This window comes from Streptomyces sp. NBC_00510 (genome assembly GCA_036013505.1).
GTDB lineage: Bacteria > Actinomycetota > Actinomycetes > Streptomycetales > Streptomycetaceae > Actinacidiphila.
Genome location: CP107851.1, coordinates 5207971 through 5231260, shown reverse-complemented (window position 1 = coordinate 5231260; position 23290 = coordinate 5207971). Strand labels below are relative to the sequence as shown.

The 23290-nt window shown below is 74.6% G+C and carries 22 protein-coding genes; 11 read left to right on the top strand and 11 right to left on the bottom strand.

Annotated features, from left to right (window positions below):
• Nucleotides 1–8: 8 nt before the first annotated feature.
• Together OG937_23585 and OG937_23580 are read right to left on the bottom strand one after the other, a co-directional pair.
• Complete coding sequence (locus OG937_23585) at nucleotides 9–938, bottom strand: SDR family NAD(P)-dependent oxidoreductase (protein WUD74463.1); 930 nt, start codon at nucleotides 936–938, stop codon at nucleotides 9–11.
• 85 nt (nucleotides 939–1023) lie between these two features.
• Entirely contained in the window at nucleotides 1024–2226 is a 1203-nt protein-coding gene (locus tag OG937_23580; protein ID WUD74462.1) for an Ig-like domain-containing protein, read from the bottom strand.
• Between the two features lie 250 nt (nucleotides 2227–2476).
• Between OG937_23580 and OG937_23575 the strand changes: the two genes are divergently transcribed.
• The 9 genes from OG937_23575 to OG937_23535 all read left to right on the top strand — a co-directional run bounded on the left by OG937_23575 (nucleotide 2477) and on the right by OG937_23535 (nucleotide 13261).
• Nucleotides 2477–3679, top strand: a complete 1203-nt coding sequence (locus OG937_23575) for a peptidoglycan bridge formation glycyltransferase FemA/FemB family protein (protein WUD74461.1) — start codon at nucleotides 2477–2479, stop codon at nucleotides 3677–3679.
• Nucleotides 3680–3768: 89 nt separating this feature from the next.
• Complete coding sequence (gene murJ / locus OG937_23570; GenBank protein ID WUD78856.1) at nucleotides 3769–5355, top strand: murein biosynthesis integral membrane protein MurJ; 1587 nt, start codon at nucleotides 3769–3771, stop codon at nucleotides 5353–5355.
• Between the two features lie 17 nt (nucleotides 5356–5372).
• On the top strand, nucleotides 5373–6053 hold the full coding sequence (locus tag OG937_23565; GenBank protein ID WUD74460.1) for a response regulator transcription factor: 681 nt from the start codon (nucleotides 5373–5375) through the stop codon (nucleotides 6051–6053).
• A 7-nt stretch (nucleotides 6054–6060) separates the two neighbouring features.
• Nucleotides 6061–7530 carry an ATP-binding protein gene (locus OG937_23560; protein WUD74459.1) on the top strand — a complete coding sequence of 490 codons (1470 nt, stop codon included), beginning with the start codon at nucleotides 6061–6063 and terminating at the stop codon, nucleotides 7528–7530.
• Nucleotides 7527–8051, top strand: coding sequence for a GerMN domain-containing protein (locus tag OG937_23555; GenBank protein WUD74458.1), 525 nt, complete (start codon nucleotides 7527–7529; stop codon nucleotides 8049–8051). Before OG937_23560 ends, OG937_23555 begins: the two co-directional genes overlap by 4 nt.
• A gap of 118 nt (nucleotides 8052–8169) precedes the next feature.
• The gene (locus OG937_23550) at nucleotides 8170–10590 is read left to right on the top strand and encodes a SpoIIE family protein phosphatase (GenBank protein ID WUD74457.1); all 2421 of its coding nucleotides are present in this window, start codon (nucleotides 8170–8172) and stop codon (nucleotides 10588–10590) included.
• A gap of 49 nt (nucleotides 10591–10639) precedes the next feature.
• Entirely contained in the window at nucleotides 10640–11488 is an 849-nt protein-coding gene (locus OG937_23545; protein ID WUD74456.1) for a class II glutamine amidotransferase, read from the top strand.
• 46 nt (nucleotides 11489–11534) lie between these two features.
• Complete coding sequence (locus OG937_23540) at nucleotides 11535–12164, top strand: sigma-70 family RNA polymerase sigma factor (protein WUD74455.1); 630 nt, start codon at nucleotides 11535–11537, stop codon at nucleotides 12162–12164.
• Entirely contained in the window at nucleotides 12161–13261 is a 1101-nt protein-coding gene (locus OG937_23535) for a CU044_5270 family protein (protein ID WUD74454.1), read from the top strand. The genes OG937_23540 and OG937_23535 overlap by 4 nt, the downstream gene beginning before the upstream one ends.
• A 7-nt stretch (nucleotides 13262–13268) precedes the next feature.
• Here the strand turns inward: OG937_23535 and OG937_23530 are convergent, their stop codons facing one another.
• The 4 genes from OG937_23530 to OG937_23515 all read right to left on the bottom strand — a co-directional run bounded on the left by OG937_23530 (nucleotide 13269) and on the right by OG937_23515 (nucleotide 16825).
• On the bottom strand, nucleotides 13269–13760 hold the full coding sequence (locus OG937_23530; protein WUD74453.1) for a universal stress protein: 492 nt from the start codon (nucleotides 13758–13760) through the stop codon (nucleotides 13269–13271).
• Nucleotides 13760–15016, bottom strand: a complete 1257-nt coding sequence (locus OG937_23525; GenBank protein WUD78855.1) for an SLC13 family permease — start codon at nucleotides 15014–15016, stop codon at nucleotides 13760–13762. The genes OG937_23530 and OG937_23525 overlap by 1 nt, the downstream gene beginning before the upstream one ends.
• Nucleotides 15017–15083: 67 nt before the next feature.
• Nucleotides 15084–15806 carry an ATP-dependent Clp protease ATP-binding subunit gene (locus tag OG937_23520; GenBank protein ID WUD74452.1) on the bottom strand — a complete coding sequence of 241 codons (723 nt, stop codon included), beginning with the start codon at nucleotides 15804–15806 and terminating at the stop codon, nucleotides 15084–15086.
• A 65-nt stretch (nucleotides 15807–15871) separates the two neighbouring features.
• Nucleotides 15872–16825, bottom strand: a complete 954-nt coding sequence (locus tag OG937_23515) for an NADP-dependent oxidoreductase (GenBank protein WUD74451.1) — start codon at nucleotides 16823–16825, stop codon at nucleotides 15872–15874.
• A 70-nt stretch (nucleotides 16826–16895) separates the two neighbouring features.
• Between OG937_23515 and OG937_23510 the strand changes: the two genes are divergently transcribed.
• Both OG937_23510 and OG937_23505 read left to right on the top strand, forming a co-directional pair.
• On the top strand, nucleotides 16896–17840 hold the full coding sequence (locus tag OG937_23510; GenBank protein ID WUD74450.1) for a helix-turn-helix domain-containing protein: 945 nt from the start codon (nucleotides 16896–16898) through the stop codon (nucleotides 17838–17840).
• A 25-nt stretch (nucleotides 17841–17865) separates the two neighbouring features.
• Nucleotides 17866–18438 (top strand): histidine phosphatase family protein, encoded by a 573-nt coding sequence (locus tag OG937_23505; GenBank protein WUD74449.1) that lies wholly within the window; start codon nucleotides 17866–17868, stop codon nucleotides 18436–18438.
• On the opposite strand, the gene OG937_23500 is transcribed toward OG937_23505, so the two are convergent.
• From OG937_23500 to OG937_23480, 5 genes are all read right to left on the bottom strand, one after another.
• A complete protein-coding gene (locus tag OG937_23500) occupies nucleotides 18435–19235 on the bottom strand; it encodes a maleylpyruvate isomerase family mycothiol-dependent enzyme (protein ID WUD74448.1) in 801 nt (266 codons plus the stop codon). The genes OG937_23505 and OG937_23500 overlap by 4 nt on opposite strands.
• Before the next feature lie 159 nt (nucleotides 19236–19394).
• Complete coding sequence (locus OG937_23495; GenBank protein ID WUD74447.1) at nucleotides 19395–19856, bottom strand: transglycosylase SLT domain-containing protein; 462 nt, start codon at nucleotides 19854–19856, stop codon at nucleotides 19395–19397.
• A 357-nt stretch (nucleotides 19857–20213) separates the two neighbouring features.
• On the bottom strand, nucleotides 20214–21107 hold the full coding sequence (locus OG937_23490) for a putative protein N(5)-glutamine methyltransferase (protein WUD74446.1): 894 nt from the start codon (nucleotides 21105–21107) through the stop codon (nucleotides 20214–20216).
• Nucleotides 21108–21210: 103 nt separating this feature from the next.
• Nucleotides 21211–22062 carry a hypothetical protein gene (locus OG937_23485; protein WUD78854.1) on the bottom strand — a complete coding sequence of 284 codons (852 nt, stop codon included), beginning with the start codon at nucleotides 22060–22062 and terminating at the stop codon, nucleotides 21211–21213.
• A gap of 20 nt (nucleotides 22063–22082) precedes the next feature.
• Entirely contained in the window at nucleotides 22083–22889 is an 807-nt protein-coding gene (locus tag OG937_23480) for a MerR family transcriptional regulator (protein WUD74445.1), read from the bottom strand.
• Nucleotides 22890–23290: the final 401 nt, after the last annotated feature.

The window sequence follows — 23290 nt, the reverse complement described above, 5'->3', positions numbered from 1 at the left end:
GGTGACGGTCAACCGCGCACGTCCGCCGCGAGGGCGTCCAGGGACACCTGCCACAGCAGCGCGGCCGCGTCCGGGTCCAGCGCGTGGTCGGCGACCCCGCCGGAGGTCCCGGGGATGTGGCGGTGGGCCTCGGCGCAGTCCTCGAAGTAGCGCCCCCCGACGCACTCCAGCCGGGGCGCGGTGGCGACGAACACGACGGTGGCGGCCCCCTGTTGCGGGGTCTTGAAGGTGTGGCCGCCGGACGCGGCGGCGGCGTCCAGGGCCTCGCGGGTGAGGTGCCGCGACAGGTTGGTGCCCAGGACCGCCCCCGGGTGGACGGCGTTGACGGTCACACCGTCGGCGGCCCAGCGCCGGCTGGCCTCCACCGCGAAGAGGACGTTGGCCGTCTTGGACTGGGCGTAGGCGAGGCCGGCGTCGTACGGGCGGACACGGAAGTGGAGGTCGTCGAAGTGCACCGGGCTGCGCAGGTGGGCGACCGAGCTGAGGGAGACCACGCGGGCGCGGCCCGCGGCGGCCAGGGCCGGGCGCAGGCGGGTGGTGAGCGCGAAGTGCCCGAGGTGGTTGGTCGCGAACTGCAGCTCCCAGCCCTCGGGCGTGCGCGTCTGCGGGGTCATCATCACCCCGGCGTTGTTGACGAGGACGTCCAGGGGGCCGTGCCAGGCGGCGGCGAAGGCCGCCACCGAGCGCTGGTCCGCGAGGTCGAGGGGGGCGACCAGGACCCGCCCGCCGCCGGCCGCGACGTCCGCGGCCGCCCGTTCGCCGGCGGCGGTGTCCCGTACCGCGAGGGTGACCTCGGCGCCGGCGCCGGCCAGGGCACGGGCGGTCTCCAGGCCGATGCCGGAGGCCGCGCCGGTGACGACGGCGCGGCGGCCGGTGAGGTCGATGCCGCCGGCGACCTCGGCGGCGGTGGACTGTGCGGTGAAGCCGGAGCCGGTCATGGCGCTGCCTTCCTCTCGGCGGTGCGGTGGTGCCACCCCTTCCAGGCAACCACCACGGGCCGCCCCCGGCGCCCCCGGACGCGGGTCAGTTCAGCGCGCTCTTCTCCTGCCACCGGTCCCAGTCCACGTTCCAGTCGCCGAAGCCGTTGTTCGGCGCGACCGTGCCCTTGGCCTCCGACCCCGTGATCTCGAAGGGGTCGCCGACCCGGACCTGGGAGTACAGCCAGTCCGCGTCGGCGTCGCTCATCCCGACGCAGCCGTGGCTGCGGTTGGCCCGGCCGAAGAACGCGGCGTTCCAGGGGGCGGCGTGCGCGTACATCCCGGACCAGGTCAGCCGGATCGAATCGTGGACCGTCTCGTCGTAGGCGTCGCCGAGGCCGACCGTCTCGGAGTTCATCCGGACCGTGCCCTCCTTGGCCAGCACCACCGCCGTGCCGCGCCACGAACCGGTGTCCGGTCCGGGGGTGCCGCCGGAGACCGGGACCGTGCGCACCGTCTTGCCGTCGCGCTGCAGGGTGAGCCGCTTGCGGTCGAGGTCGACCTCGACCACCTGCCGGGCGCCGACGGTGAAGGAGGCCCGGTAGTCGCGGACGAACCAGCCGCCGCCCGGTCCGGAGTCGGTGCCGTCCAGGCGGGCGTCCAGGGTGACCTCGGTGCCCGGACGCCAGTACTGCCTGGGCCGCCAGTCCACACGGTCCCGGCCGGAGTAGTCCTTCAGCCAGCCCCAGGAGCCCTCGGTGCCGTCGGAGGTGGTCACCTTGAGCTGCTTCTCCACGGCGGCCTTGTCGGTCACCGGGTTGTCGAAGACGAGGGAGACCGGCTGGGCCACGCCGACCGTGGCGCCGTCGCCGGGCCGCCAGTCCACCTTGTTGACCTTTCCCGCGGCGGCCGTGGTGAAGCTGGACTCGCTGGTGCCGGTGGTCCCGCCCGGGGTGCGGGTGACGGCCTCGACGGTGTACGAGGCGCCGGGCACCACGTTGCGGTCCGAGGTCCAGGTGCGGCGGTCCGCGGACAGGGTGCCGGTCACACCCTTGCCGTGCGGCCCGGCGACGGTGACCGTCGTGAGGGTGCCGCCCTTCGCGGTGACCCGGACGGGCTCGCCGGCCCTGACCCGCCCCCCGTGCGGGGTGACGGTGACGGTCGCCGCCCGCTCCTTCGGCGGCCCCGCGTCGCCGCCCGCGTGCGTCACCGCCGGGGCGCTGCCCGAACAGGCGGTCAGCACGGCGGACAGTACGGCGGCGGCCGCGACGGCCGCGGTGCGCAGACGGGTCTGGCGTATCGGGCCCACACGTTTCCGACGTATCGGGCCCACACGTTTCCGGGACAACGAGACCTCCGGGAGGGACGGGGAGAGCGGCCGGGAAAGGGCCGGACCACGGGGACTCTAGGCCGCGCGGGGCCGCCGGGAAGCGCCTGAGGGCCGTGTGACGGCAACTGGGAAGGAACGGTCATGGTCCGGTCACATTCGCCGCTCGGGACGGTCATGGACGGCTGTGAGCCTTCCTGTGTTCCCACCGACCACACCCCAGGGAGGCGCAGTGGCAGCGCTGCTCGTGACGGCGGGCTGCGGCCCCCGGCAGGCCTGGCTCCGGCCGGTCGACACCGGGACGTACCGCTCGTTCCTGGCGTCCCGGACCGGCTCGGCGCTCGGTCCCGGCTTCCTGCAGTGCCCCTCCTGGGCCCGGGTGAAGCCGGGCTGGCGGCCCCACCTGCTCGGCTGGGGACCGCGCGACGGCACCGGGCCCGGGGCCGGCGAACTGCGCGGGGGCGCGCTGGTGCTGCTGCGGCAGTTCCCCGGGACGCGGAAGTCCTTCGCCTACCTGCCCGAGGGGCCGGTCGCCGACTGGGCCGACCCGGACGTCGACGCCTGGCTGACCCCGCTCCTGCAGCACCTGCGCGGACTCGGGGCCTTCGCCGTGCGCATCGGCCCCTCGCCCGCCCACCGCCGCTGGGACGCCGCCGCGCTGAAGGCCGCGACCGGCCTCGGCCGGCGCCTGTCCGACGTCCTGGCGTGCGAGGTCGACCCTCTCGGCACGGTCGTGGCCGAGCGGCTGCGGGCCCGCGGCTGGCGGCGCTGCGGCGGCGACGGCCCGGACGGCGGCGCGGACGCGGACGCCCAGCCCCGCCACGTCTTCCGGGTCCCGCTGGCCGGCCGCAGCGCCGACGACCTGTGGTCGGGACTCAACCAGGAGTGGCGCCGCAACATACGGCGGGCGGGGAAGTCGGGCGTCGAGGTGACCGTGGGCGGCGCGGCGGACCTCCCCGAGTTCTTCCGGCTGCTGCGGATCACCGAGGAGCGCGACGGCTTCCGGCTGGGCCGCTCGCTGGAGTACTACCAGCGCCAGTACGCGGCCCTCAACGCCGAGGAGCCGGGCCGGATGAAGCTCTACCTCGCCCGCCACCAGGGCGAGGTGCTCGCCGCCCACACCATGATCACCATGGGCCGGCGGGTCTGGTACCAGACGGGGGCCTCGGCGGACCACCGCCGCGAGGTCCGCCCCTCCAACGCCCTGCAGTGGCGGATGCTGCGGGACGCCCACGAACAGGGCGCACTGGAGTACGACATGCGCGGGGTACCCTCCACACTCGACCCGGAGGACCGGGCGTTCGGCCTCACCCGATGGAAGCTCGGCACCGGCGGGCAGGTCGTCGAGACCCTGGGGGAATGGGAGACGGCCTTGGACGGCACCGCCAACCACACGCTCTACCGGGCGTTCCAGGCCTACATGGCGCGCCGGTGAGCGCCCCCGTGGCGGCGCGCCCGGCCGACGGGCCGGCCGCCCCGGCCGGTGCCCCCGCCGCCGGCTCGGTGCTGCGCAGCGGCGCGGTCATGGCGGCGGGTTCGGTGGTCTCCCGCGCGACCGGCTTCGTGCGGTCCGCGACCGTCGCCGCGGCGCTCGGCGTCGGCCTGGCCGCCGACGGCTACTCCGTCGGCAACTCGGTGCCCACGATCGTCTACATGCTGCTGCTGGGCGGCGCCCTCAACGCGGTGTTCGTGCCCGAACTGGTCAGGGCCGCCAAGGAGCACGAGGACGGCGGGGCCGCCTACACCGACCGGCTGCTGACCGTGTGCACCGCCGCGCTGCTGGTGATCACGACGGCGGCCGTGCTCGCCGCCCCCGCGATCGTGGCCGCGTACACCGGTTACACCGGGGCGCAGGCCGCGACCACGGTGGCCTTCGCGCGCTCCTGCCTGCCCCAGATCCTCTTCCTCGGCCTGTTCACGCTGCTCGGCCAAGTGCTGGGCGCCCGCGGCCGGTTCGGCGCGATGATGTGGACGCCCGTCCTCAACAACCTCGTCGTCATCGCCGTCTTCGGTCTCTACCTGGTCACCGCCGGCACCGGCGGCGGACTGACCGCCGGTGAGACCGCGCTGCTCGGCTGGGGCACCACGGCCGGCATCGCGGTGCAGGCGCTGGCGCTGGTGCCCTCGCTGCGGGCGGCACGCTTCCGCTGGCGGCCGCGGTTCGACTGGCGGGGCAGCGGGCTGGCCCGGCCGCTGCGCTCCGCCGGGTGGCTGGTGCTGCTGGTGCTCACCAACCAGGTCGCCTACTGGGTGGTGACCCGGCTCGCCACGTCCGCGGGACAGCGCGCCGCGGCCCTCGGCATCGACGGCGGCGCCGGCTTCACCGCGTACAACAACGCCTATCTGCTGTGGGCCGTGCCGCACGGCATCGTGACGGTCTCGCTGGTCACCGCCCTGCTGCCGAGGATGAGCGCGGCGGCGGCCGACGGCGACCCGGCACGGGTGCGCCGCGACGTCTCGTACGCGCTGCGCAGCAGCTCCGCGATGGTGGTGCCCGCCGCGTGCGCGCTGCTGGCGCTCGCCGCGCCGGCGATGGCCCTGGTCTTCGAGCACGGCAGGACCGACGCCGCCGACGTCGCGGTCATGGCTAACGCGCTGGTGGCCTTCGCCCCCGGCCTCGTCGCCTTCTCCGGGCAGTACGTGCTGTCGCGCACCTTCTACGCGCTCGGCGACACCCGTACCCCCTTCCTGCTCAACCTGGTGATCTCCGGGCTCAACGCGGGGCTGTCCGTCACCGCCTACCTGCTGCTGCCCGCGCGCTGGGCGGTCACCGGCATGGCGGCGGCGTACTCGGTGGCGCTCTTCGCGGGATGGGCGGTCACGGCGTTCGTGCTGGACCGCAGGCTGGCGGCGCCGGACGGCGGCCCAGGACCGTGGCGGTCGCCGACCGCGGGCTCGCTGGCCCGGCTGCTGCTCGTCGCGGTGCCCGCCGCCGCCCTGGGCCGGATCGCGGCCGGCCTCGCCGCGCCACCGGGGCCGCTCGCCGCCGTGGCGGCCGGGGCGGCCGCCGTGGTGCTGGTCTTCGCGGCCGCGGCCCGCCCGCTGCGGCTGACCGAGGTCGAGGCCGCCCGACGGGCCCTGCTCGGCAAACTGCGGCGCGGTGCACGATGAGTTGCGATACTCCGGTCATGCCACGCGTTCTTCTGATCGAAGACGACCCCTCCGTGCGCGAAGGTGTCGAACTGGGCCTGCGCCGCCGCGGTCACGAGGTACGGACGGCCGCGACCGGCGAGGCCGGGCTCGCCGCCGTCGGCGAGTTCCAGCCCGATCTGCTGCTGCTGGACCTGATGCTGCCCGGCATGAACGGCGTCCAGGTCTGCCGCCAGGTGCGCGAGACGAGCCAGTTGCCGATCATCATGCTCACCGCCCGCGGCGACGACTTCGACGTCGTCGTCGGGCTGGAGGCCGGGGCCGACGACTACATCGTCAAACCCGCCCGCACCGAGGTGATCGAGGCCCGCATCCGCGCCGTGCTGCGCCGCATCGAGGAGCCGGGAGGCCGCCCGGCCGTCGAGTTCCACGGCGACCTCGCCGTCGACCGGGCCGGACTCGGCGTCGCCAAGTCCGGGCAGCGGCTGGCGCTCGCACCCTCCGAGCTGAAGCTGCTGCTGTTCCTGACCGCCGCGCCCGAACAGGTCTTCAGCCGCCAGCAGTTGCTGGAGCACGTGTGGGAGCACAGCTACCACGCGGACGCCCGGCTGGTCGACGCCTGCGTCCGGCGGCTGCGCAACAAGATCGAGGACGTACCCGGCGACCCCCGCTACATACAGACGCTGCGCGGCTTCGGCTACCGCTTCGGGCCGCTGTGAGCCGCCGGTGATCCGCTGGAGGGCCCGGATCGGGCTGCGCACCCGGCTGGTGCTGGCCTTCCTGCTCGTCGCCGCCGTCAGCGCGGGCACCACCGCGGCCCTCACGTACCGCGAGGCGCGCAACGCCATCCTCGAACAGGCCCAGGACACCGCCGTCTCCTCCTTCCGCGAGCAGGCGGGCACCGTCGGCACCACGCTCCCTATGGACCGCCTGGCCCTCCAGGAGGTGCTGCGCGACATCGCCCGCAAGGGCAAGCCGCACACCTGGGTGGTGTTCGCCGAGTACGGCTCGATGCGGGTCTCCTCCGGCACAAGCCCCGTCTCCACCGTCATCACGCCCGAGCTGCGCCGCGCCGCCCTGGCCAGTCCCCGCGGCGTCTTCCAGCGGGTCGACAAGGACGGCACCCCCTGGCTGACGATGGCCGTGCCGACCGTCTTCAAGACCGGGCTGTCCGCCCGCGCCAGCGGGCTCGTGCTCTACGCCGTGATGCCGCTGACCACGGAGGAGGACGACATCCGGGCGATGCTCACCGCCGCCCGCGACGGATCCCTGCCCGCGCTGGTCATCGCCCTCGTCCCCGCCCTGCTCGCCGCCCGCAGCGTGCTCCGCCCGGTCCGCGACCTGCGCACGGCGGCGCAGCGCATGGGCCGCGGCGAGCTCGACACCCGCATCCCCGTCAAGGGCAGCGACGAACTCGCCGACCTCGCGTACACCTTCAACGACTCGGCGCTGCAACTGGAGCGGACGGTGGACGAGTTGCGCCGCGCCGAGGCCCGGGCCCGCCGATTCGCCTCCGACGTCTCGCACGAACTGCGCACCCCGCTGGCCGGGATGCTCGCCGTCACCGAGGTGCTCGACGAGGACGCCGACCGGCTCGCGCCGGACACCGCCGCCGCCGTCCGCCTCGTCAGCGCCGAGACCGGCAAGCTCGCCGTCCTGGTCGAGGACCTGATCGAGATCTCCCGCTTCGACGCGAAGGCCGCCGAGCTCAACGCCGACGAGGTCGACGTCGCCGAGACCATCCGCAAGACCCTGGCGACCCGGCACTGGACGGATCCCGCGCAGGTCGCCACCGAACTGCCCCCGGGCATCCGGGCCCGGCTCGACCCGCGGCGCTTCGACGTCGTGGTCGCCAACCTCGTCGGGAACGCGCTGCGTCACGGCAGCGCCCCCGTCCAGGTGCGGCTGCACGCCGAGATGCCCGACGGCGGGCAGGCCCGGTTCGCCGTCGAGGTCTCCGACAGCGGCCCCGGCATCGCCCCGGACGTCCTGCCGCACATCTTCGACCGCTTCTACAAGGCCGACGCGGCCCGCACCCGCTCCGCGGGCAGCGGCCTGGGCCTGGCCATCACCCTGGAGAACGTCCGCCTGCACGGCGGCACGGTCCGCGCCGCCAACGGCCCGCACGGCGGCGCCGTCCTCACCGTGCGGATGCCGCTGGGCACTCCCCGTACGGCCGCGGAGGCGGCACCGTGAGACGCCGGTCCGTCCCGGTCCCGCTCCTCACCGCGGCGGCCCTGCTGGCCGGCTGCGGGGTCCCGGGATCCGGGGTCGTCGAGGCGGGCGGCCCGGCCACCGTCGACGCCTTCCCCGGGACACCGGACCGGCTGACGCTCTTCTTCCTCTCCCCCGAGGGACGCCTGACGCCCGTCCTGCGCGCGACCGAGGACGACGCGCAGGCCCCGCCGATAGCGGCCGTGAAGGTCCTGACGGTGCTGCTGGACGGCCCCGCCCCCGAGGAGCGCGCGGCGGGACTCGGCACCGGGCTGCCCGCCTCCGCCGGGCCGGTGGACGTCACGTCGTCCCGGGGCACCATCCGGGTCACGCTGCCGTTCCCCGTGCGGCGCCTGAAGGACGACGCCGTGCGCCAGGTGGTCTGCACCGCCGCCTACGCCGAGGGCCACGAGGGCACCGCCGAGGTCGTCCTCGCCGGCGGCGACGGCGCCCTCCCGCCCGTACGCTGCGGCGGCGTCGTGCCCGGCGCGGCCTCGCGCTGAACCGGGCCGGCGCCGACCTGCGGGCACGCTCCAGGAGCGGTAGAAGTGGAGGAGGGCCCAGGCAGCCGCCTCCCGGAGGGGGCCGGGAGAGGACGGGCGAGAACGGCGACGGATGGCGATGCGAGATTCCAGCCTCGACGACGACTTCGACGGCGGCCTCCCTCCCCGGCCCGAACCGGCCGTACCCGCCACGGCCGTCGTGGACGCCCACGGCATCATCACCGGCTGGAGCAGCGAGGCCGAGCGGCTGCTCGGGTACGGGCACGACGAGGTCGTGGGGCAGCCCGCCGCCCGGCTGCTCGGCTCGGACGCCGCCCGGTCCACCGAGTGGTTGCTCGCGATGCCCTTCGGCTGGGGCGGCAGATCGGTGCTGCGCCGCCGGGACGGGCGCCACCTGGACGTCTCCGTGCGGGTCTACCCGTCGCTGGACGGCCGCGGCCGGCCGCAGCGGCTCGTCGTGGCCTCCCCGGTGGACCGGCGGCACTGGGGGGCGGTGGACAGCGTGGTCGAGGAGGCCTTCGACCAGTCCACCCTGCCCATGGCGATCTTCGACAACGAGCTGCGGACCCTGCGCACCAGCAAGGGCATGCAGCGCGAGACCGGACGCACCGAGGAGCAGATGCGGGGCAGACGGCCCTCGGAGTTCCTGCCCGGCAGCGCGGGCGAGGCCGTCGAGGAGGGCGTGCGGCACGTCCTGGCCAGCGGTGAGTCCCACGACCTGCACCTGCGCATCCGCTCACGGACGGCACCGGCGCCGCGCACCTGGTCGGTCATGCTCTCCCCGCTCGCCGATCCGCTGCGGCGCACCCCCCGCGTCCAGCTCACCGCCGTCGACACCACCGAGCAGTACCTGGCGCGGGAGCGGCTGGCCCTGCTCAACGAGGTCAGCACCCGGATCGGCAGCACGCTGGACGTGGGCCGCACCGCCCAGGAGATGGCCGACGTCGTGGTGGGCAACCTCGCCGACTTCGCGACCGTCGACCTGCTCGACCCGCTGTTCCGCGGGGTGGAGCCGAAGGCCGGCGACCCCGGCGTCGCCCTCCGCCGCGCCGCCCAGCAGTCCGTCCTGCCCGGCATGCCCGAGTCGGTGACCGCGACCGGGGAACTGGACCACTACCCGGCGGACTCCCCGCCCACCCGCTCCCTCGTCACCGGCCGCGCCTCGCTGCACGGCACCGTGGACCGGGCCATCGACGTCTGGGCCGCGGGCGACCCGGGGCGCGCCCGGATGCTGCGGCGGCACGGGATCCACTCGGTGATGGTCATCCCGCTGCGGGCCCGCGGCATCACGCTCGGTGTCGCCGTGCTCGCCCGGCACCGCAGACCCGACCCCTTCGACGAGGACGACCTGCAGGTCGCCGAGGAGATCGGCGCCCGGGCCGCGGTCGCCGTCGACAACGCCCGCCGCTACACCCGCGAACGCACCACCGCCCTGGCCCTCCAGCGCAGCCTGCTGCCGCAGCGGCTCGGCCGGCAGGAGGCGGTGGAGGTCGCCTCGCGCTACCTGCCCGCGGGCAGCGGCGCGGGCGTGGGCGGTGACTGGTTCGACGTGATCCCGCTGTCCGGGGCCCGGGTCGCGCTGGTCGCGGGCGACGTGGTCGGCCACGGGCTGCGCGCCTCCGCCACCATGGGACGGCTGCGGACGGCCGTGCGGACCCTCGCCGACGTCGACCTGCCGCCCGACGAGCTGCTCGTGCACCTCGACGACCTGGTCGCCCACCTCGCCGGGGAAGAGGTCACCGAGGGGGACGGCGAGAACCTCGTCACCGACCTCGTCGCCACCTGCCTGTACCTGGTCTACGACCCGGTCTCACGGATGTGCACCGCCGCCAGCGCGGGCCACCCCCCGCCGGTACTGACCGCGCCGGACGGCGGCGCGCACTTCCTCGACCTGCCGCCCGGACCCCCGCTCGGGCTGGGCGGGCTGCCCTTCGAGACCGTCGAGTGCGCACTCGACCCTGACAGCCTCCTCGTGCTCTACACCAACGGCCTCATCGCCACCGCCGACCGGGACGTCGACACGGGCATGGCCGGGCTCCGCCACGCGCTCACCCGGCCCGCCCGCTCCCTGGAGTCCGTCTGCGAGAGCCTGGTGGCCCTCGTCCCCGAACCCCCGGACGACGACGTCGCCCTGGTCGTCGCCCGCACCAAGGTGCTGGACGCCTCCCAGGTCGTCAGCTGGGACGTGCCCGCCGAGCCCGCGGCGGTGGCCGGCGTCCGCGCCGAGGTCACCCGCCGGCTGGCCGAGTGGGGGATGGAGGACATCACGTACACCGCGGAGCTGGTGGTCAGCGAACTCGTCACCAACGCCATCCGGTACGGAACCCAGCCCATCGGGCTGCGCGTCATCCACAACTCCACGCTCATCGTCGAGGTCTCCGACGGCAGCGGCACCGCGCCGCACCTGCGCCGGGCCCGGGTCTTCGACGAGGGCGGCCGCGGACTGCTGCTGGTGGCGCAGGTCACCGAACGCTGGGGGACGCGTCACACCCAGGAGGGCAAGACGATCTGGGCGGAGGTCGCCCTGGCCGACGCCTGAGGACGGCCGGACGCCCGGGGACGGCGGACGAGGAAGGGAATGGTGCGACATGTGCCGGTGGCTCGCCTACTCGGGCACGCCCATGCTGCTCGACAACATCCTCTACAAACCGCGGCACTCGCTGATCGACCAGAGCCTGCACTCCCGGATGGGGGTCGAGACGACCAACGGGGACGGTTTCGGGATCGGCTGGTACGCCACGGACCTGGAGACCCCGGCGGTCATCCGGGACATCGGGCCCGCGTGGAACAACCGCAACCTGCGGGAGATCTCCCGCCACGTCGCCTCGCCGCTGTTCTTCGCCCACGTACGGGCCTCCACCGGCACCGCGATCCAGCAGACCAACTGCCACCCCTTCCGGCACGGCCGCTGGCTGTGGATGCACAACGGCGCGATCACCGACTTCCACCGGCTGCGCCGCGACCTCTCGCTCGCCGTCGACCCGGCGCTGTTCTCCTCCATCGAGGGCTCGACGGACTCCGAGGTGATGTTCTTCCTCGCCCTCACCTTCGGTCTCGACCAGGACGTGCCCGGCGCCGTGTCGCGGATGGCCGGGCTGGTGGAGCGGACCGGGCACGAGCACGGGGTCGAGTTCCCCGTCCAGATGACGGTGGCGGTCAGCGACGGGGAGAGCCTGTGGGCCTTCCGCTACTCCAGCGAGCACGCGTCGCGGTCGCTGTTCTACAGCAGCAAGGTGGACACGCTGCGGGAGCTCCACCCGGACCTGTGGTTCCTGCAGGGCGTGTCGGCGCAGACCCGGCTCGTGGTGTCCGAGCCCCTGGGCGACGTGCCGGACGCGTGGCACGAGGTCCCCGAGAGCACCTTCGGGGTGGTGCGGCCCGGCCAGGACGAGCTGATGCCCTTCGCGCCCGCGGCACCCGACGGCGTCGCCGCGTGACGCACGTCACGGGAACCCGCGGGGGACGGACGGACAGCCGACAGAGGTGACCACTCATGTACGGACCCGGGTACGGGACGGGGACCCCGCCGCCTTCGCGGAACTGTTCGACGCGTACGCCCGTACCGTCTACAACCACGCCTTCCGGCTGACCGCCGACTGGTCGGTCGCCGAGGACGTGATGTCGGCCACCTTCCTGGAGGCCTGGCGGCTGCGTGAGCGCGTCGACCCCGAAGGGGGCTCGCTGCGGCCGTGGCTGCTGGGCGTCGCCACGAACATCGCGCGCAACCACTGCCGCGGCAACCGCCGTTACCGGGCCGCGGTCGCCGCCGGCGCCCAGGCGGGGGCCGCCGCGCTCGAAGTGCCCGACCACGCCGACCTCGTGGCCGGCCGGCTCGACGACCGGCGCCGCATCTCCGCCGTCCTCACCGCCCTCGCCCGGCTGCGCCGTCCCGAGCGCGAGGTGCTGACGCTGTGCCTGTGGGAGGGCCTGGAGTACACCGAGGCCGCCGAGGCCCTCGGCATCCCGGTCGGCACCGTGCGGTCCCGGTTGTCCCGGGCCCGCACGAGACTGCGCAAGCTCGCCGACGCGGAGATGGAACCCGCCGCCCGCCGCCGACAGACAGAAGGGGACCGCACGAACGCGGTCCGGCCCGCACAGGAAGGAATCCGATGAACGCCCATCCCTCGGAATGGGAGGAGACCGCCCGTCTCCTGCCGCGCGTGGAGCGGGATCTGCCGGCGGACCGTCACCAGTTGCACAAGGAGCGTCTGATGACCCGGATCCACGAGGACCTCGGCACGAGCACCGACCCGTACACCGCCGCCACCGCCGCCCGTCCGGCCGCGCGCCGCAACCCCTTCCTGCGCCGCATGGTCCTCGTCCCGCTGACCGCGGGCGTGCTGGCCGGGGCCCTGGCGACCGGCCTGTTCGTGTTCGGCGGTGCGGAGGGCACCGGCACGGGCGGCGGCTCCGGCACCTCGGCCGCGGGTCCCGCCCTGACCACCCGTCTCGGCGCCGCGGACCCCAAGGGCGCCGCCCACCTGCTGGACACCGTCTCGCTGGCCGCCGCCGAGTCGCCCGCAGCGCCGGTGGGCGACGGCCAGTACGTCTACATCGAGTCGAAGTCGGCCGGCACCGTCGTCCGGCACGTGCACGGCACGACCAGCCTGGCAGGCACCCCGCTGCACCGGCGCCAGGCCTGGGAGTCCCGCGACGGCAGGGACGGCTGGCTGATCGAGCCCGGCACCACCGGCCCGGAGGGCATCACCCTGGCGGGCACCGACGAGCAGGGCAAGGTGCCCGAGCCGACCCTGAACGCGCCGAGCTACGACTACCTCACCACCCTGCCCACCGACCCCGACACGCTCCTGGCCAAGATCTACGAGGAGACGAAGGGCATGGGCAACAGCCCCGACCAGGAGGCCTTCACCACCATCGGCGACCTGCTGGGCGAGAGCTACCCGCCGGCCGGGCTGACCACCGCGCTCTACAAGGCCGCCGCCAAGATCCCCGGCGTGGTCGCCGTGGACGACGCCGTGGACGCCGCCGGCCGGCACGGGGTCGCGGTGGCCCGGCTGGAGAAGACAACCGGAGAGCGCACCGAGTGGATCTTCGACCCGAAGACCCACGTCTTCCTCGGCGAGCGCACCGTCCAGGCCGAGCGGGACCCCGACGGGGTCATACCGCGCGGCACGGTCGTCTTCACCACCGCGGTGCTGACCCGCTCCGTCGTCGACGGCATCAAGCAGCTGCCCGGCGCCGCGGGCTGAGCCCGGGTCAGTGGGGCGGGGGCGGTGGGAGGGTCGCCACGTCCGGCGCGGCCGCGGGCCACACCAGGAGGACCGGGCAGGGCGCGTGGTCCACGACGAAGCGCGCCGCCGGGCCCAGGCTCCGCGGCCCGAGCCGTACGAGGTCGCCGTCCCGGGCCATCACCAGCAGATCGGTCCCGGCCGCGGCGGCGACCACCTCCCGCTCCACCCGCCCCGACCGCTCCTCCCGGCGGCACGGACGGCCCAGGCGCCGGGCGGCGGCGTCCAGCAGCCGGCCCGCGGAGTCCGCGCCGAGGCCCTCCAGCCGGGTGCCCGGATCGTTCTCCGGGTGCCCGCGGCCCAGCAGCCCGGCGTAGGCGGCGTGCGCCAGACCGGGGACGTCGGGGCCGCTGACGTGCAGCAGGACGACGTCGGCGGCCTCCGGCGCGTGGACGCGGACGGCGTCGACGCAGGCGGGCCAGGTTCCTTCGGCGATCCAGGCGGTCACGATCACGGACATCAGCCTCCGAGGACGTGCAGCGAACCCCACAGTGCCACCACCGCAAGGCCCAGCGCCGCAGGCACGGTGAGCAGGCCGAGCACGGTGAACTCCTTCAGGTCCACGTCGTGTTCGTGCTGGTGCACGATACGCCGCCACAGCAGGGTCGCCAGGGATCCCGCATAGGTCAGGTTGGGGCCGATGTTCACCCCGAGCAGGACGGCGAGGACCGCGCCGGGCCCGGCGGGCGCGGTCAGCGGCAGCAGGACCAGCACGGCGGGCAGGTTGTTGATCACGTTGGCCAGGACGGCGGCCAGCGCCGCGACGCCGAGCAGGGCGGCCGGCCCGGTGCCCCCGGGCACGATCCGGCCCAGCACGTCGGCGAGCCCGTTGTCGACCACCGCCCGCACCACCACGCCCAGCGCCAGCACGAACGCCAGGAACGGCACCCCGGCCGCCCCCGCCACGGCGCGCACCGTCATCCGCCGCCGTGCCACCGCCCGTACGGCCAGCACCAGCGCCCCGGCCGCGGCCGCCCACGCGGGATCGATGCCGAGCGCCGGGGTGATGACGAACCCCGCCAGCGTGCAGACCACCGTGACCAGCGCGAACACCGGCAGCGCAGGCACCTCGGCACCGTCCGGGACCGCGACGGCGGCCTCCAGGTCGGCGCCGAACCAGCGGCGGAAGACGACGTACTCCACGGCGATCGCCACCAGCCACGGCAGCACCATCAGCCCGGCGAAGCGGGTGAAGCTCAGCCCGCTGGCCGCGAACGCCAGCAGGTTCGTCAGGTTCGAGACCGGCAGCAGCAGCGAGGCGGTGTTGGACAGGTGCGTGCACGCGTACACGTGCGGCTTCGGCCGCACCCCCAGCCGGGCGGCCGTCGCGAACACCACCGGGGTCAGCAGCACCACGGTGGCGTCCAGGCTCAGCGCCGCCGTCACCGCGGACGCCAGCGCGAACACCGCCCCGAGCAACCGCCGCGGCCGCCCCGCGGCCACCCGGGCCATCCACGCCCCGCCTGCCCGGAACAGCCCCTCGTCGTCGCAGAGCCTCGCCAGCACCAGCACCGCCGCCAGGAACCCGATCACCGGCCCCAGCCGCGCCGCCTCCTCCCGCGCGTGCTCCAGCGGGATCGCCCCGCTCCCCACGGCCACCGCCGCGGCCGGGACGGCGATCACCGCCTCCGGAAGACCGAACGGCCGGATCACCGCCCCGGCGAGCACGAGGAGCAGCAGCGCGACGGACAGCGCCTCCGCGATCGTGGTGTTCAGGGTTCCGTTCCTCCCGGGTGGGACCGTGATGGCCCCTCATGGAACCACGCCCCACCCGGGACACCGCTCACCCTTCCTGCTGCGTGCCGCCCACGATCTCGGCCAGTGCCGCGGCGACGTGGCGCTCGGTGGTGGCCTTGTCGAGGCCGAGGGAGGTCAGCGGGCCGTCGCCCGCCTCGAGTTCGAGGAGGGCGAGCAGGAGGTGCTCGGTGCCGATGTAGTTGTGGCCCAGGCGCAGGGCCTCGCGGAAGGTGAGTTCGAGGACCTTGCGGGAGGCGAGGTCGTACGGGACGAGCTCGGGGACCTCGTCCACGGCCGCGGGGAGGGCCGCGGCGAGGGCGGTGCGGGCGGCGTCGGGGGTGACACCCTGGGCCGCCATGGCGAGTGCGGCGAGGGCCTGGGGCTCGCTGAGCAGCCCGAGGGCGAGGTGCTCGGGGCGGACCTCGGGGTTGTGGGCGGTCTTGGCCTCGGCGTGGGCGGCCATGACGACCTTGCGGGCGCGCGGGGTGAAGCGCGAGAAGCCCTGCGAGGGGTCCAGGTCGGGGAAGCCGAGGTCCTTGGGGACGAAGCGCTTCTGGGCGGCCTGCTTGGTCACGCCCATGCTCTTGCCGATGTCGGTCCAGGAGGCGCCGGACCGCCGGGCCTGGTCGACGAAGTGTCCGATGAGGTGGTCGGCGATCTCCCCCAGGTGCTCGGCGGCGATGACGGCGTCCGAGAGCTGGTCGAGGGCGTCGGGGTGGGTCTTCTTGATGGCTGCGATCAGATCGTCGAGCCGGATCTGCTGCGTCATGCGTCAACGATAGGTTGACGATGCCCCATCGTCAACCGAAAGTTGACGATGGGGCATCGTCCTCGTCAGCGCACGGCGAGGACCAGCTTCCCGGTCGTACGTCCCGTCTCCAGGGAGGCGTGGGCCTTCGCGGCCTCGGACAGGGGGAAGGTGCCGGCGACCGTGACGCGCAGGGCGCCCTCCTCGACCAGGCGGGCGATCGCGGTCATGCCGGCGTGGTCCGCCTCGACGATCATGCCGGTGGCGCGCACGCCCAGGCGGTCGGCCTCCGCGAGGAGTTCGGGCAGGCCGATCGGGAGGATGGTGACGAGCAGCCCGCCCTCGCGCAGGGTACGCAGGGAGCGGAGGGACTCGGCACCGCCGAGGGGGTCGAGGACGACGTCCACGTCGCGGACGGCCTCGGCGTAGTCGGTCGTGCGGTAGTCGATCAGTTCGTCGGCGCCGAGACCGCGCACGAAGTCGTGCTTGGCGGCGCTCGCGGTGCCGATGACGTACGCGCCGCGGGACTTGGCGATCTGGACGGCGACGTGGCCGACGCCTCCCGCGGCCGCGTGGACGAGCACGCGCTGCCCGGGGCGGACCGCGGCGACGTCGACGAGGGCCTGCCAGGCGGTGAGCGCGACCAGCGGGACCGCGGCGGCCTCCACGTGGCTCATGCCGGACGGCTTCCGGGCGAAGGCGCGGGCGGGCCCGGTGACGTACTCGGCGTGGGAGCCCACGCCGTGCGGGTAGGGGAGCATGCCGAAGACCTCGTCGCCGGGCCGGAAGAGGGCCACTCCCAGCCCGGTCTCCTCGACGACGCCGGAGACGTCCCAGCCGAGGACGGGCGGCGGGCCGCCGAGGAAGAGCCCGGTCTGCCGGTGCTTGGTGTCGGTCGGGTTGAGCCCGGCGGCGTGGACGCGGACGAGCAGCTGCCCGACGCCGGGGGTGGGGCGCTCCAGCTCCGCCTCCCGCAGTACCTCGGGTCCGCCGAGGACGTCCTGGGTGATCGCGCGCATGGTGCGGGGTGTTTCGGTCATGGACCCCAGCCTGCCGACCGCGCGGGCGCGGGGAAATGGCATGATTGCCATCCTCCGATAAGATCCTGCCATGCATCGTGTGGTCGTCCTCGCCCTTGACGGCGTCTACCCCTTCGAGCTGGGCATCCCCAACCGTGTCTTCGGCTCCGCCGGGGACCGCTACGAGGTGCTGACCTGCACCGTCGACGGGCGCCCCGTGCGCACGGACTCCGACTTCTCGGTCGCCGTCGAGAACGGCCCCGAGGTGCTGGCCACCGCCGACACCATCGTGATCCCGCCGTACGACCAGTCGCGGATCACCGCGGAGCTCCCCGCCCCGGTCGCGGCCGCGCTCGGCGCGATCCGGCCGGGCACCCGCATCGTCTCCATCTGCACGGCGGCCTTCGCGCTCGCCGCCGCGGGTCTCCTCGACGGCCGCCCCGCCACCACCCACTGGGCGCTGGCCGAACGCTTCCGGCGGATGTTCCCCGGTGTGGCGCTCGACGCGGACGTGCTCTTCGTCGACGACGGCGACGTCCTCACCTCCGCCGGGGCCGCGTCCGGCGTGGACGTCTGCCTGCACCTGGTGCGCGAGGACCACGGCAGCGCGGTGGCCAACTTCGTGGCCCGCTGCTGCGTGGTGCCGCCCTGGCGGGACGGCGGCCAGGCCCAGTACATCGACCAGCCCGTGCCGGAGACCGCGGACGCCGGCACCGCGGCGACGCGGCAGTGGGCGCTGGAGCACCTCGACCTGCCGCTCACCCTGAACGACCTCGCGGACCACGCGCGGATGAGCCTGCGGACCTTCGCCCGGCGCTTCCGGGACGAGGTCGGCACGAGCCCGGGCAAGTGGCTCATCCAGCAGCGGGTCGCCCGGGCCCGCCACCTGCTGGAGTCCAGCGACCTCCCGGTCGACCGCATCGCCGGCGAGGTGGGCTTCGCCACCGCGACGTCCCTGCGGCAGCACCTGCACGCCGCCATCGGCGTCTCCCCCCTGGCCTACCGGCGCACCTTCCGGGCCACCGCCACCCTCTGACGCACCCGACCCCGGGGAGGCCCCGATGGCTGTGGAGCTGATCTACGAGACGCACGCCACAACCACCGACAACGAGGCGGGCATCGCCACCGGCCGGCTGCCCGGCCTGCTGTCGGAGCGCGGCCGCCGGCAGGCGAGGGAGCTGGGCGAACGCCGCCGCGGCCAGGACATCGCGGCGGTGTACACCTCCGACCTGCACCGTGCCGTGGAGACCGCGGCCCTCGCCTTCCCCGACGGGCGGCCGCCGGTCCACCGGGACCCCCGGCTGCGCGAGTGCGACTACGGCGCGCTGAACGGACGCCCGGCCGGCCTCGTCGCGGCCGAGCGCCTGCGGCGCGTCGACGAGCCGTTCCCCGGCGGCGGCCAGAGCTACCGGCAGGTGCTCGCCGCCACCGACGCGCTCCTGTACGACCTGGCCCGGCGGTGGGACGGCCGGCGCGTCCTGCTGATCGCCCACTCCGCCAACCGCTGGGCCCTGGCCTGCCTGCTGGGCGGAGTCCCCCTGACGGAGAGCGTCCGGGCGCCCTTCGTCTGGCAGCCGGGCTGGACGTACACCCTCCCCGGCGACTGGCCGGGACCGGGACGCGGTGAAAGCTAGGGCGCGGTGAAGAGGGTGGGGAAGCGGGGGGCGAGCCAGGGGCGGCGGCCCCAGGCGGCGATCTTGCCGCGGGCCATGGCGGCGGTGGCGCCCCGGCGGCCGAGCGCGATCAGGAAGAAGGTGACCGGCTCGGTGGTGATGGTGCAGTCGGGGCGGCGCGGCGGCTCGTCCGCGAGCTCGGCCGCACCGTCGGTGAACGTCACGGCGAAGCGCGTGATCCCGGGGACGCGCAGCGCGTAGCAGGCGGAGAATCCCGCCGCCGCCCGCGCGTCGACGACCCGGGGCATGGCCGCCTTGAGGAAGGGCATGCAGCGGGCGACGCGCTCACGGTCGATCATGTGGGGACGGCGCAGGGCGACCGCGATGTCGTAGCCGTGGCCGAGCAGGTGGGTGAGCAGGTACGAGCCGAGCGTGGCCAGGTCCATGGGGCCGAGCGGGGTGACCACCGGCATGCCGGGCGCGCGGGTCGCGGCCGCGTCGGTGAACGCGCGGGCGTGCCGCACGATCCCGTCGGCCAGGATCGGGCCGTCGCGTTCGGGGAAGGCGGCCAGGGACGCGGCGTTCGCGGCGGCGAGGCTGCCGGGGGTGCCGTCGCCGTACGGCTGCTCGCGGCCCTCGGCCAGGGCGGCCATGAGTTCGCCTGCGAGCACCAGGTGCGCCGCGGCCTCCCCGACCGTCCACTCGGCACCGGGGATCGGCACCGAGGTGTCCGGGCACGCGCGGAGCAGGGCGGCTATGTCCTCGGCGGCGGCGTGCAGGGCCTCGGCCTCGGCCGGGCGGTCAGGGGCGACGGTCATGGTCGGACAGCGTGGACCAGCACGGTTCGTCTGTCCAGGCCCGGGGAGGAAAAGCCGGGGCGGAAAAGCGCGTGGAATCCGGAAACGCCAAAAGGGGGAAGCCCCCGGGCAGCCGTTGCTGCCGGGGGCGTCCCCAGGGAAAGCGTCGCGCGCGGGCGATCAGTACGCCGAGTTGACGTTGTCGATCGTGCCGTAGACGTGGGCCGCGTAGTTGCAGGCGGCGGTGATGTTGGCGACCGGGTCGTAGATGTTCCACGAGGTGCCGGGGACGTGGTAGGCCTTGAAGGTCGGGTCGATCACCTGCATCAGACCCTTCGAGGGAATTCCCTTGGCCGCATTCGAGTCCCAGCCGTTGATGGCGCTCGGGTTGCCGGAGGACTCACGCATCAGGTTCTTGTAGATCCCGTTGTAAGTGCCCGGGATGCCGTTGGCGCGCATCACCTTCAGGGACTCGTTGATCCACGTGTTGACGGAGCCCGACTGCGCCATGGGGGCGGCGGAGGCGGTGGGGGCCATGGCCACGCCACCGGCGACGACGGCGACGCCGGCAGCGGCGCAGCCGAGGGAGATCTTCTTGGCCTTGGCGACGCGGTTGAGCTTCGACATAGCGGAGATCTGCATTCGAGTAATTCCTCTTCCGTGGGGTACGCCATGAATTGTTGGCCGACTTAAATCCCGGGGTCAATGCACCCCTGTTACTAACGGGATTAGTTGTGGGACCAGGGACGAAAGTCCCGCCGCTCAGACGTGGGAAGGGGATTCCGGGACGGCTTCTACTAAGGGGCCCCGAAAGTGGCGCACGTCATATCGGCCACGTCACACGCAGACCCGGACAAATCGCCTATTGGGTGACGCAGGCCATGTGGCCTGCGTCACCCGATAGGGCGTTGATTCACACGGAGAAACCGCGGTTTCACCCACGGCGAGGATTTCCGGGGCGGGCGCGGGGGCCGGCCGGCGGGCGCGGGGCCCGGCGGGCTACGCCACGGGGGCCGAGGCGATCACGACCGTCGCGTACAGCTCCTCCGACACGGCCACCCGCGCCTCCAGCCCGGCCTGGGCGACCGCGGCGACGGCGGCCGGGGCCTGCTCCTCGCCGGTCTCGAAGAGGAGCCGGCCGCCCGGCGCGAGCCACGCGGGCGCCGCGGCGGCGACCCGGCGGAGGACGTCGAGGCCGTCGGCCCCGCCGTCGAGGGCGACGCGGGGCTCGTGGTCACGGGCCTCCGGGGGGAGGAGGGCGACGGCGCCGCTGGGGACGTAGGGCACGTTCGCGACCAGGACGTCGACGCGGCCGCGCAGCTCCGCGGGAAGGGGGGTGTAGAGGTCGCCCTCGTGGACGTGGACGCGGCCGTCCGCCGCGGCGAGGTTGCGGCGGGCGCAGGCCACCGCCGCCGGGTCGATGTCGACCGCGTGCAGCACGGGCCGGTCGAGCGTGGCGGCCAGGACGGCGCCCACCGCGCCGGAGCCGCAGCACAGGTCGACGACGACGGCGCCGGGCCGGCCCGAGGCGCGCCCGAGCGCGACGGCCTCGCGGGCGAGGAACTCCGTACGGCGGCGCGGGACGAAGACCCCCGGGCCGACGGCGATCCGCAGACCGCAGAACTCGGCCCAGCCCAGCACGTGTTCGAGCGGGAGGCCGGCCACCCGGCGCTCCACCAGGGCGGCGAGCTCGTCGGGTGTCCGGGCGGCGGAGACGAGCAGCCGGGCCTCGTCCTCGGCGAACACGCAGCCGGCCGCCCGGAGCACGGACACGACCGGCGCGAGGGACGCGGGGGACGGGAGGGCGGAAGAGGAGGAGCCGGAGGACGAGGCACCGGCGGGAGGAAGACCGGAGGGAGACGAGCCGGAAGGAGCGGGTGAAGCGGAGGACATGGGGGCCTTTCGGGGCGCCGCGGGGCGCTCTCGACGGCCTAGGTCGTCCGGACCGCGGGGCCGCCGGGGGAGAGCACCCAACCTGACATGGCGGTAATGGGTCTCACCTCCTCGGTACGTCCGCTGCTGGGGACGGCAACGTTACCCGAGCCCCCGGCACCGCGCCCACCCCCAGGGCCGCGACGGCGGCACGCGGGTCGTCGGCGTGGAAGCGCAGGACGCGGGCCTGCGCGGGTGCCCCGAGGGGGCGCAGGAACGTGACGGGCTCGGTCAGTTCGACGGTCACCGTGGTCTGGCCGCCGACGACCAGGTCGACGATGCCGTCCCCGGCGAGCGTGACGAGCCGTCCGTCGGGGAAGCGCCGGTCGACACGGGCCGCGGCGATCCGCCCGGCGGGCACGCGGACGTCGACGAGGGCGCCGTACCGCAGCCGCAGCGAGCCGTCCGCCCCCACGACGTGCGGGCGCACCACGCAGGCCGCGTGCAGGGCCAGTACGAAGAAGCAGCCCCAGATGTCGAGGACGAGCGTGACGGCGTGCACCGCGGGCCAGGGGATGACCAGCGCGAGCACCACCGTCTCGACGACGGAGACGAAGAGGAAGCCGTACATCGTCGCCGTCTGCGCCCCGGTGTACGGGACGGCCACGGCGCCCTCGCCCACCCCGTGCGGACGGCGCGCGATCCAGCGCACCAGGCTTACGGACAGGGCGAGTTCATGGCGCATCAGGCGCCGTGCGGGCGCCGGTACGGCGTCCCGCACGGCGGTCCACGCGGCGGCGCGGCGCGACAGGCCCCGCCGCCGGGCGTCCCGCTGCGCCCGCACGACCTTCGGCAGCCGCCACAGCAGCACGGCGGTCATGCACAGCTCCGCGCCCCAGAGCACCGGCTCCGGCACCGGCACGCCCGCCACCAGGCACGCGGCGAGCACCGCCTCGGCCACCACCAGGGTGCCCAGCACCCACGCCCCCCGGCGGCTCACCGGGCACGCTCGCGCAGCAGCCGGATCGCCTGCCGTACGGCCTCGGCCTGGGCGGGCGCGTGGTCGTCGAAGAACGCGGCGGCGAAGCCGCCCTCCGCACCGGACTGCGCCGCGCCGTCCTCACCGGCGGCGTCGATCGAGGCGGCGACCTCGTCCGGGACGGAGTCGGCGATCGCCCGGGCCACCTCCGCGACCCGGGGGTCGTCCACGGCCGCCCCGGCCAGTTCGTCCATCCGCGCGTACACCTCGTAGGCGCGGCGCATCGCGCCCGGATCGGAGCCCATGGAGCGCAGCAGGCCGGTGAGCCAGCCCCGGGCCTCGGGGGTGGCCGCCGTGTCCAGCAGCGCGAGCAACTCGCGCTCCTTCACGGCCATCGCGGGCTCGGGCCCCGGCAGCTGTGCCGAGGCCCGGGCCATCTCGGCGAAGAGCGCCGCCAGTTCCGGGGAGACGGGCGCCTGCGCGGGCAGTCCGCCGCCGGCTTCGGCCTGCGCGAGGAGTTCGGCGAGGCGGGTCCGGCGCGACCGGATGGCCTCCTCCTGCCGGGCGAGGTCCGCGTCAAGCTCCGCCAGCACCTCGTGCAGCTCCTTGCCCGCGTCGTCCGCGAGCACGTCCCTGACCTCGTCGAGACCGAGGCCGAGCTCCGTCAGGCGCCGGATGCGGGTGAGCTCGACGGCGTCGCGCAGGCCGTAGTCGCGGTAGCCGTTGATCCGGCGCGCGGGCTCGGGCAGCAGCCCGATGCGGTGGTAGTGCCGCACGGTGCGGGTGGTGACCCCGGCGAGGGCGGCGAGTTCTCCGATGCGCATGAGCCCAGTAGAGACCTTGACGCTGCGACAAGGTCAAGGACCGGAGGGCGCGGGCCGGGCATACAGGGAAAACCCTAGGGAAATCCGGCCCCCGGACCTTTGGCCGAGGGGTCCGGTCTCGGCGCGGGCAAACCCGCCTCAAGCGGCGGTAAAGATCTTTCCCGGCAGCTGTCCGCGACCCGGCGGACGCGCCTAACGTCAGCGCGTCCACCCGTCACCACCGACCGCAGCCGCAGCCCGGGGGCGGTCTACGCGTCCATATGTCATGCGCATGACCGATCGACCCACGGCCCACACCGATCCGTCGGCCCGCACCGTCCCGGCCTGCCGCCGCCCTACGCACCGAGCCACCCGCACCACGCCGCGACACCCCCACTCCCGGCACTCGACGGAGGCACCCC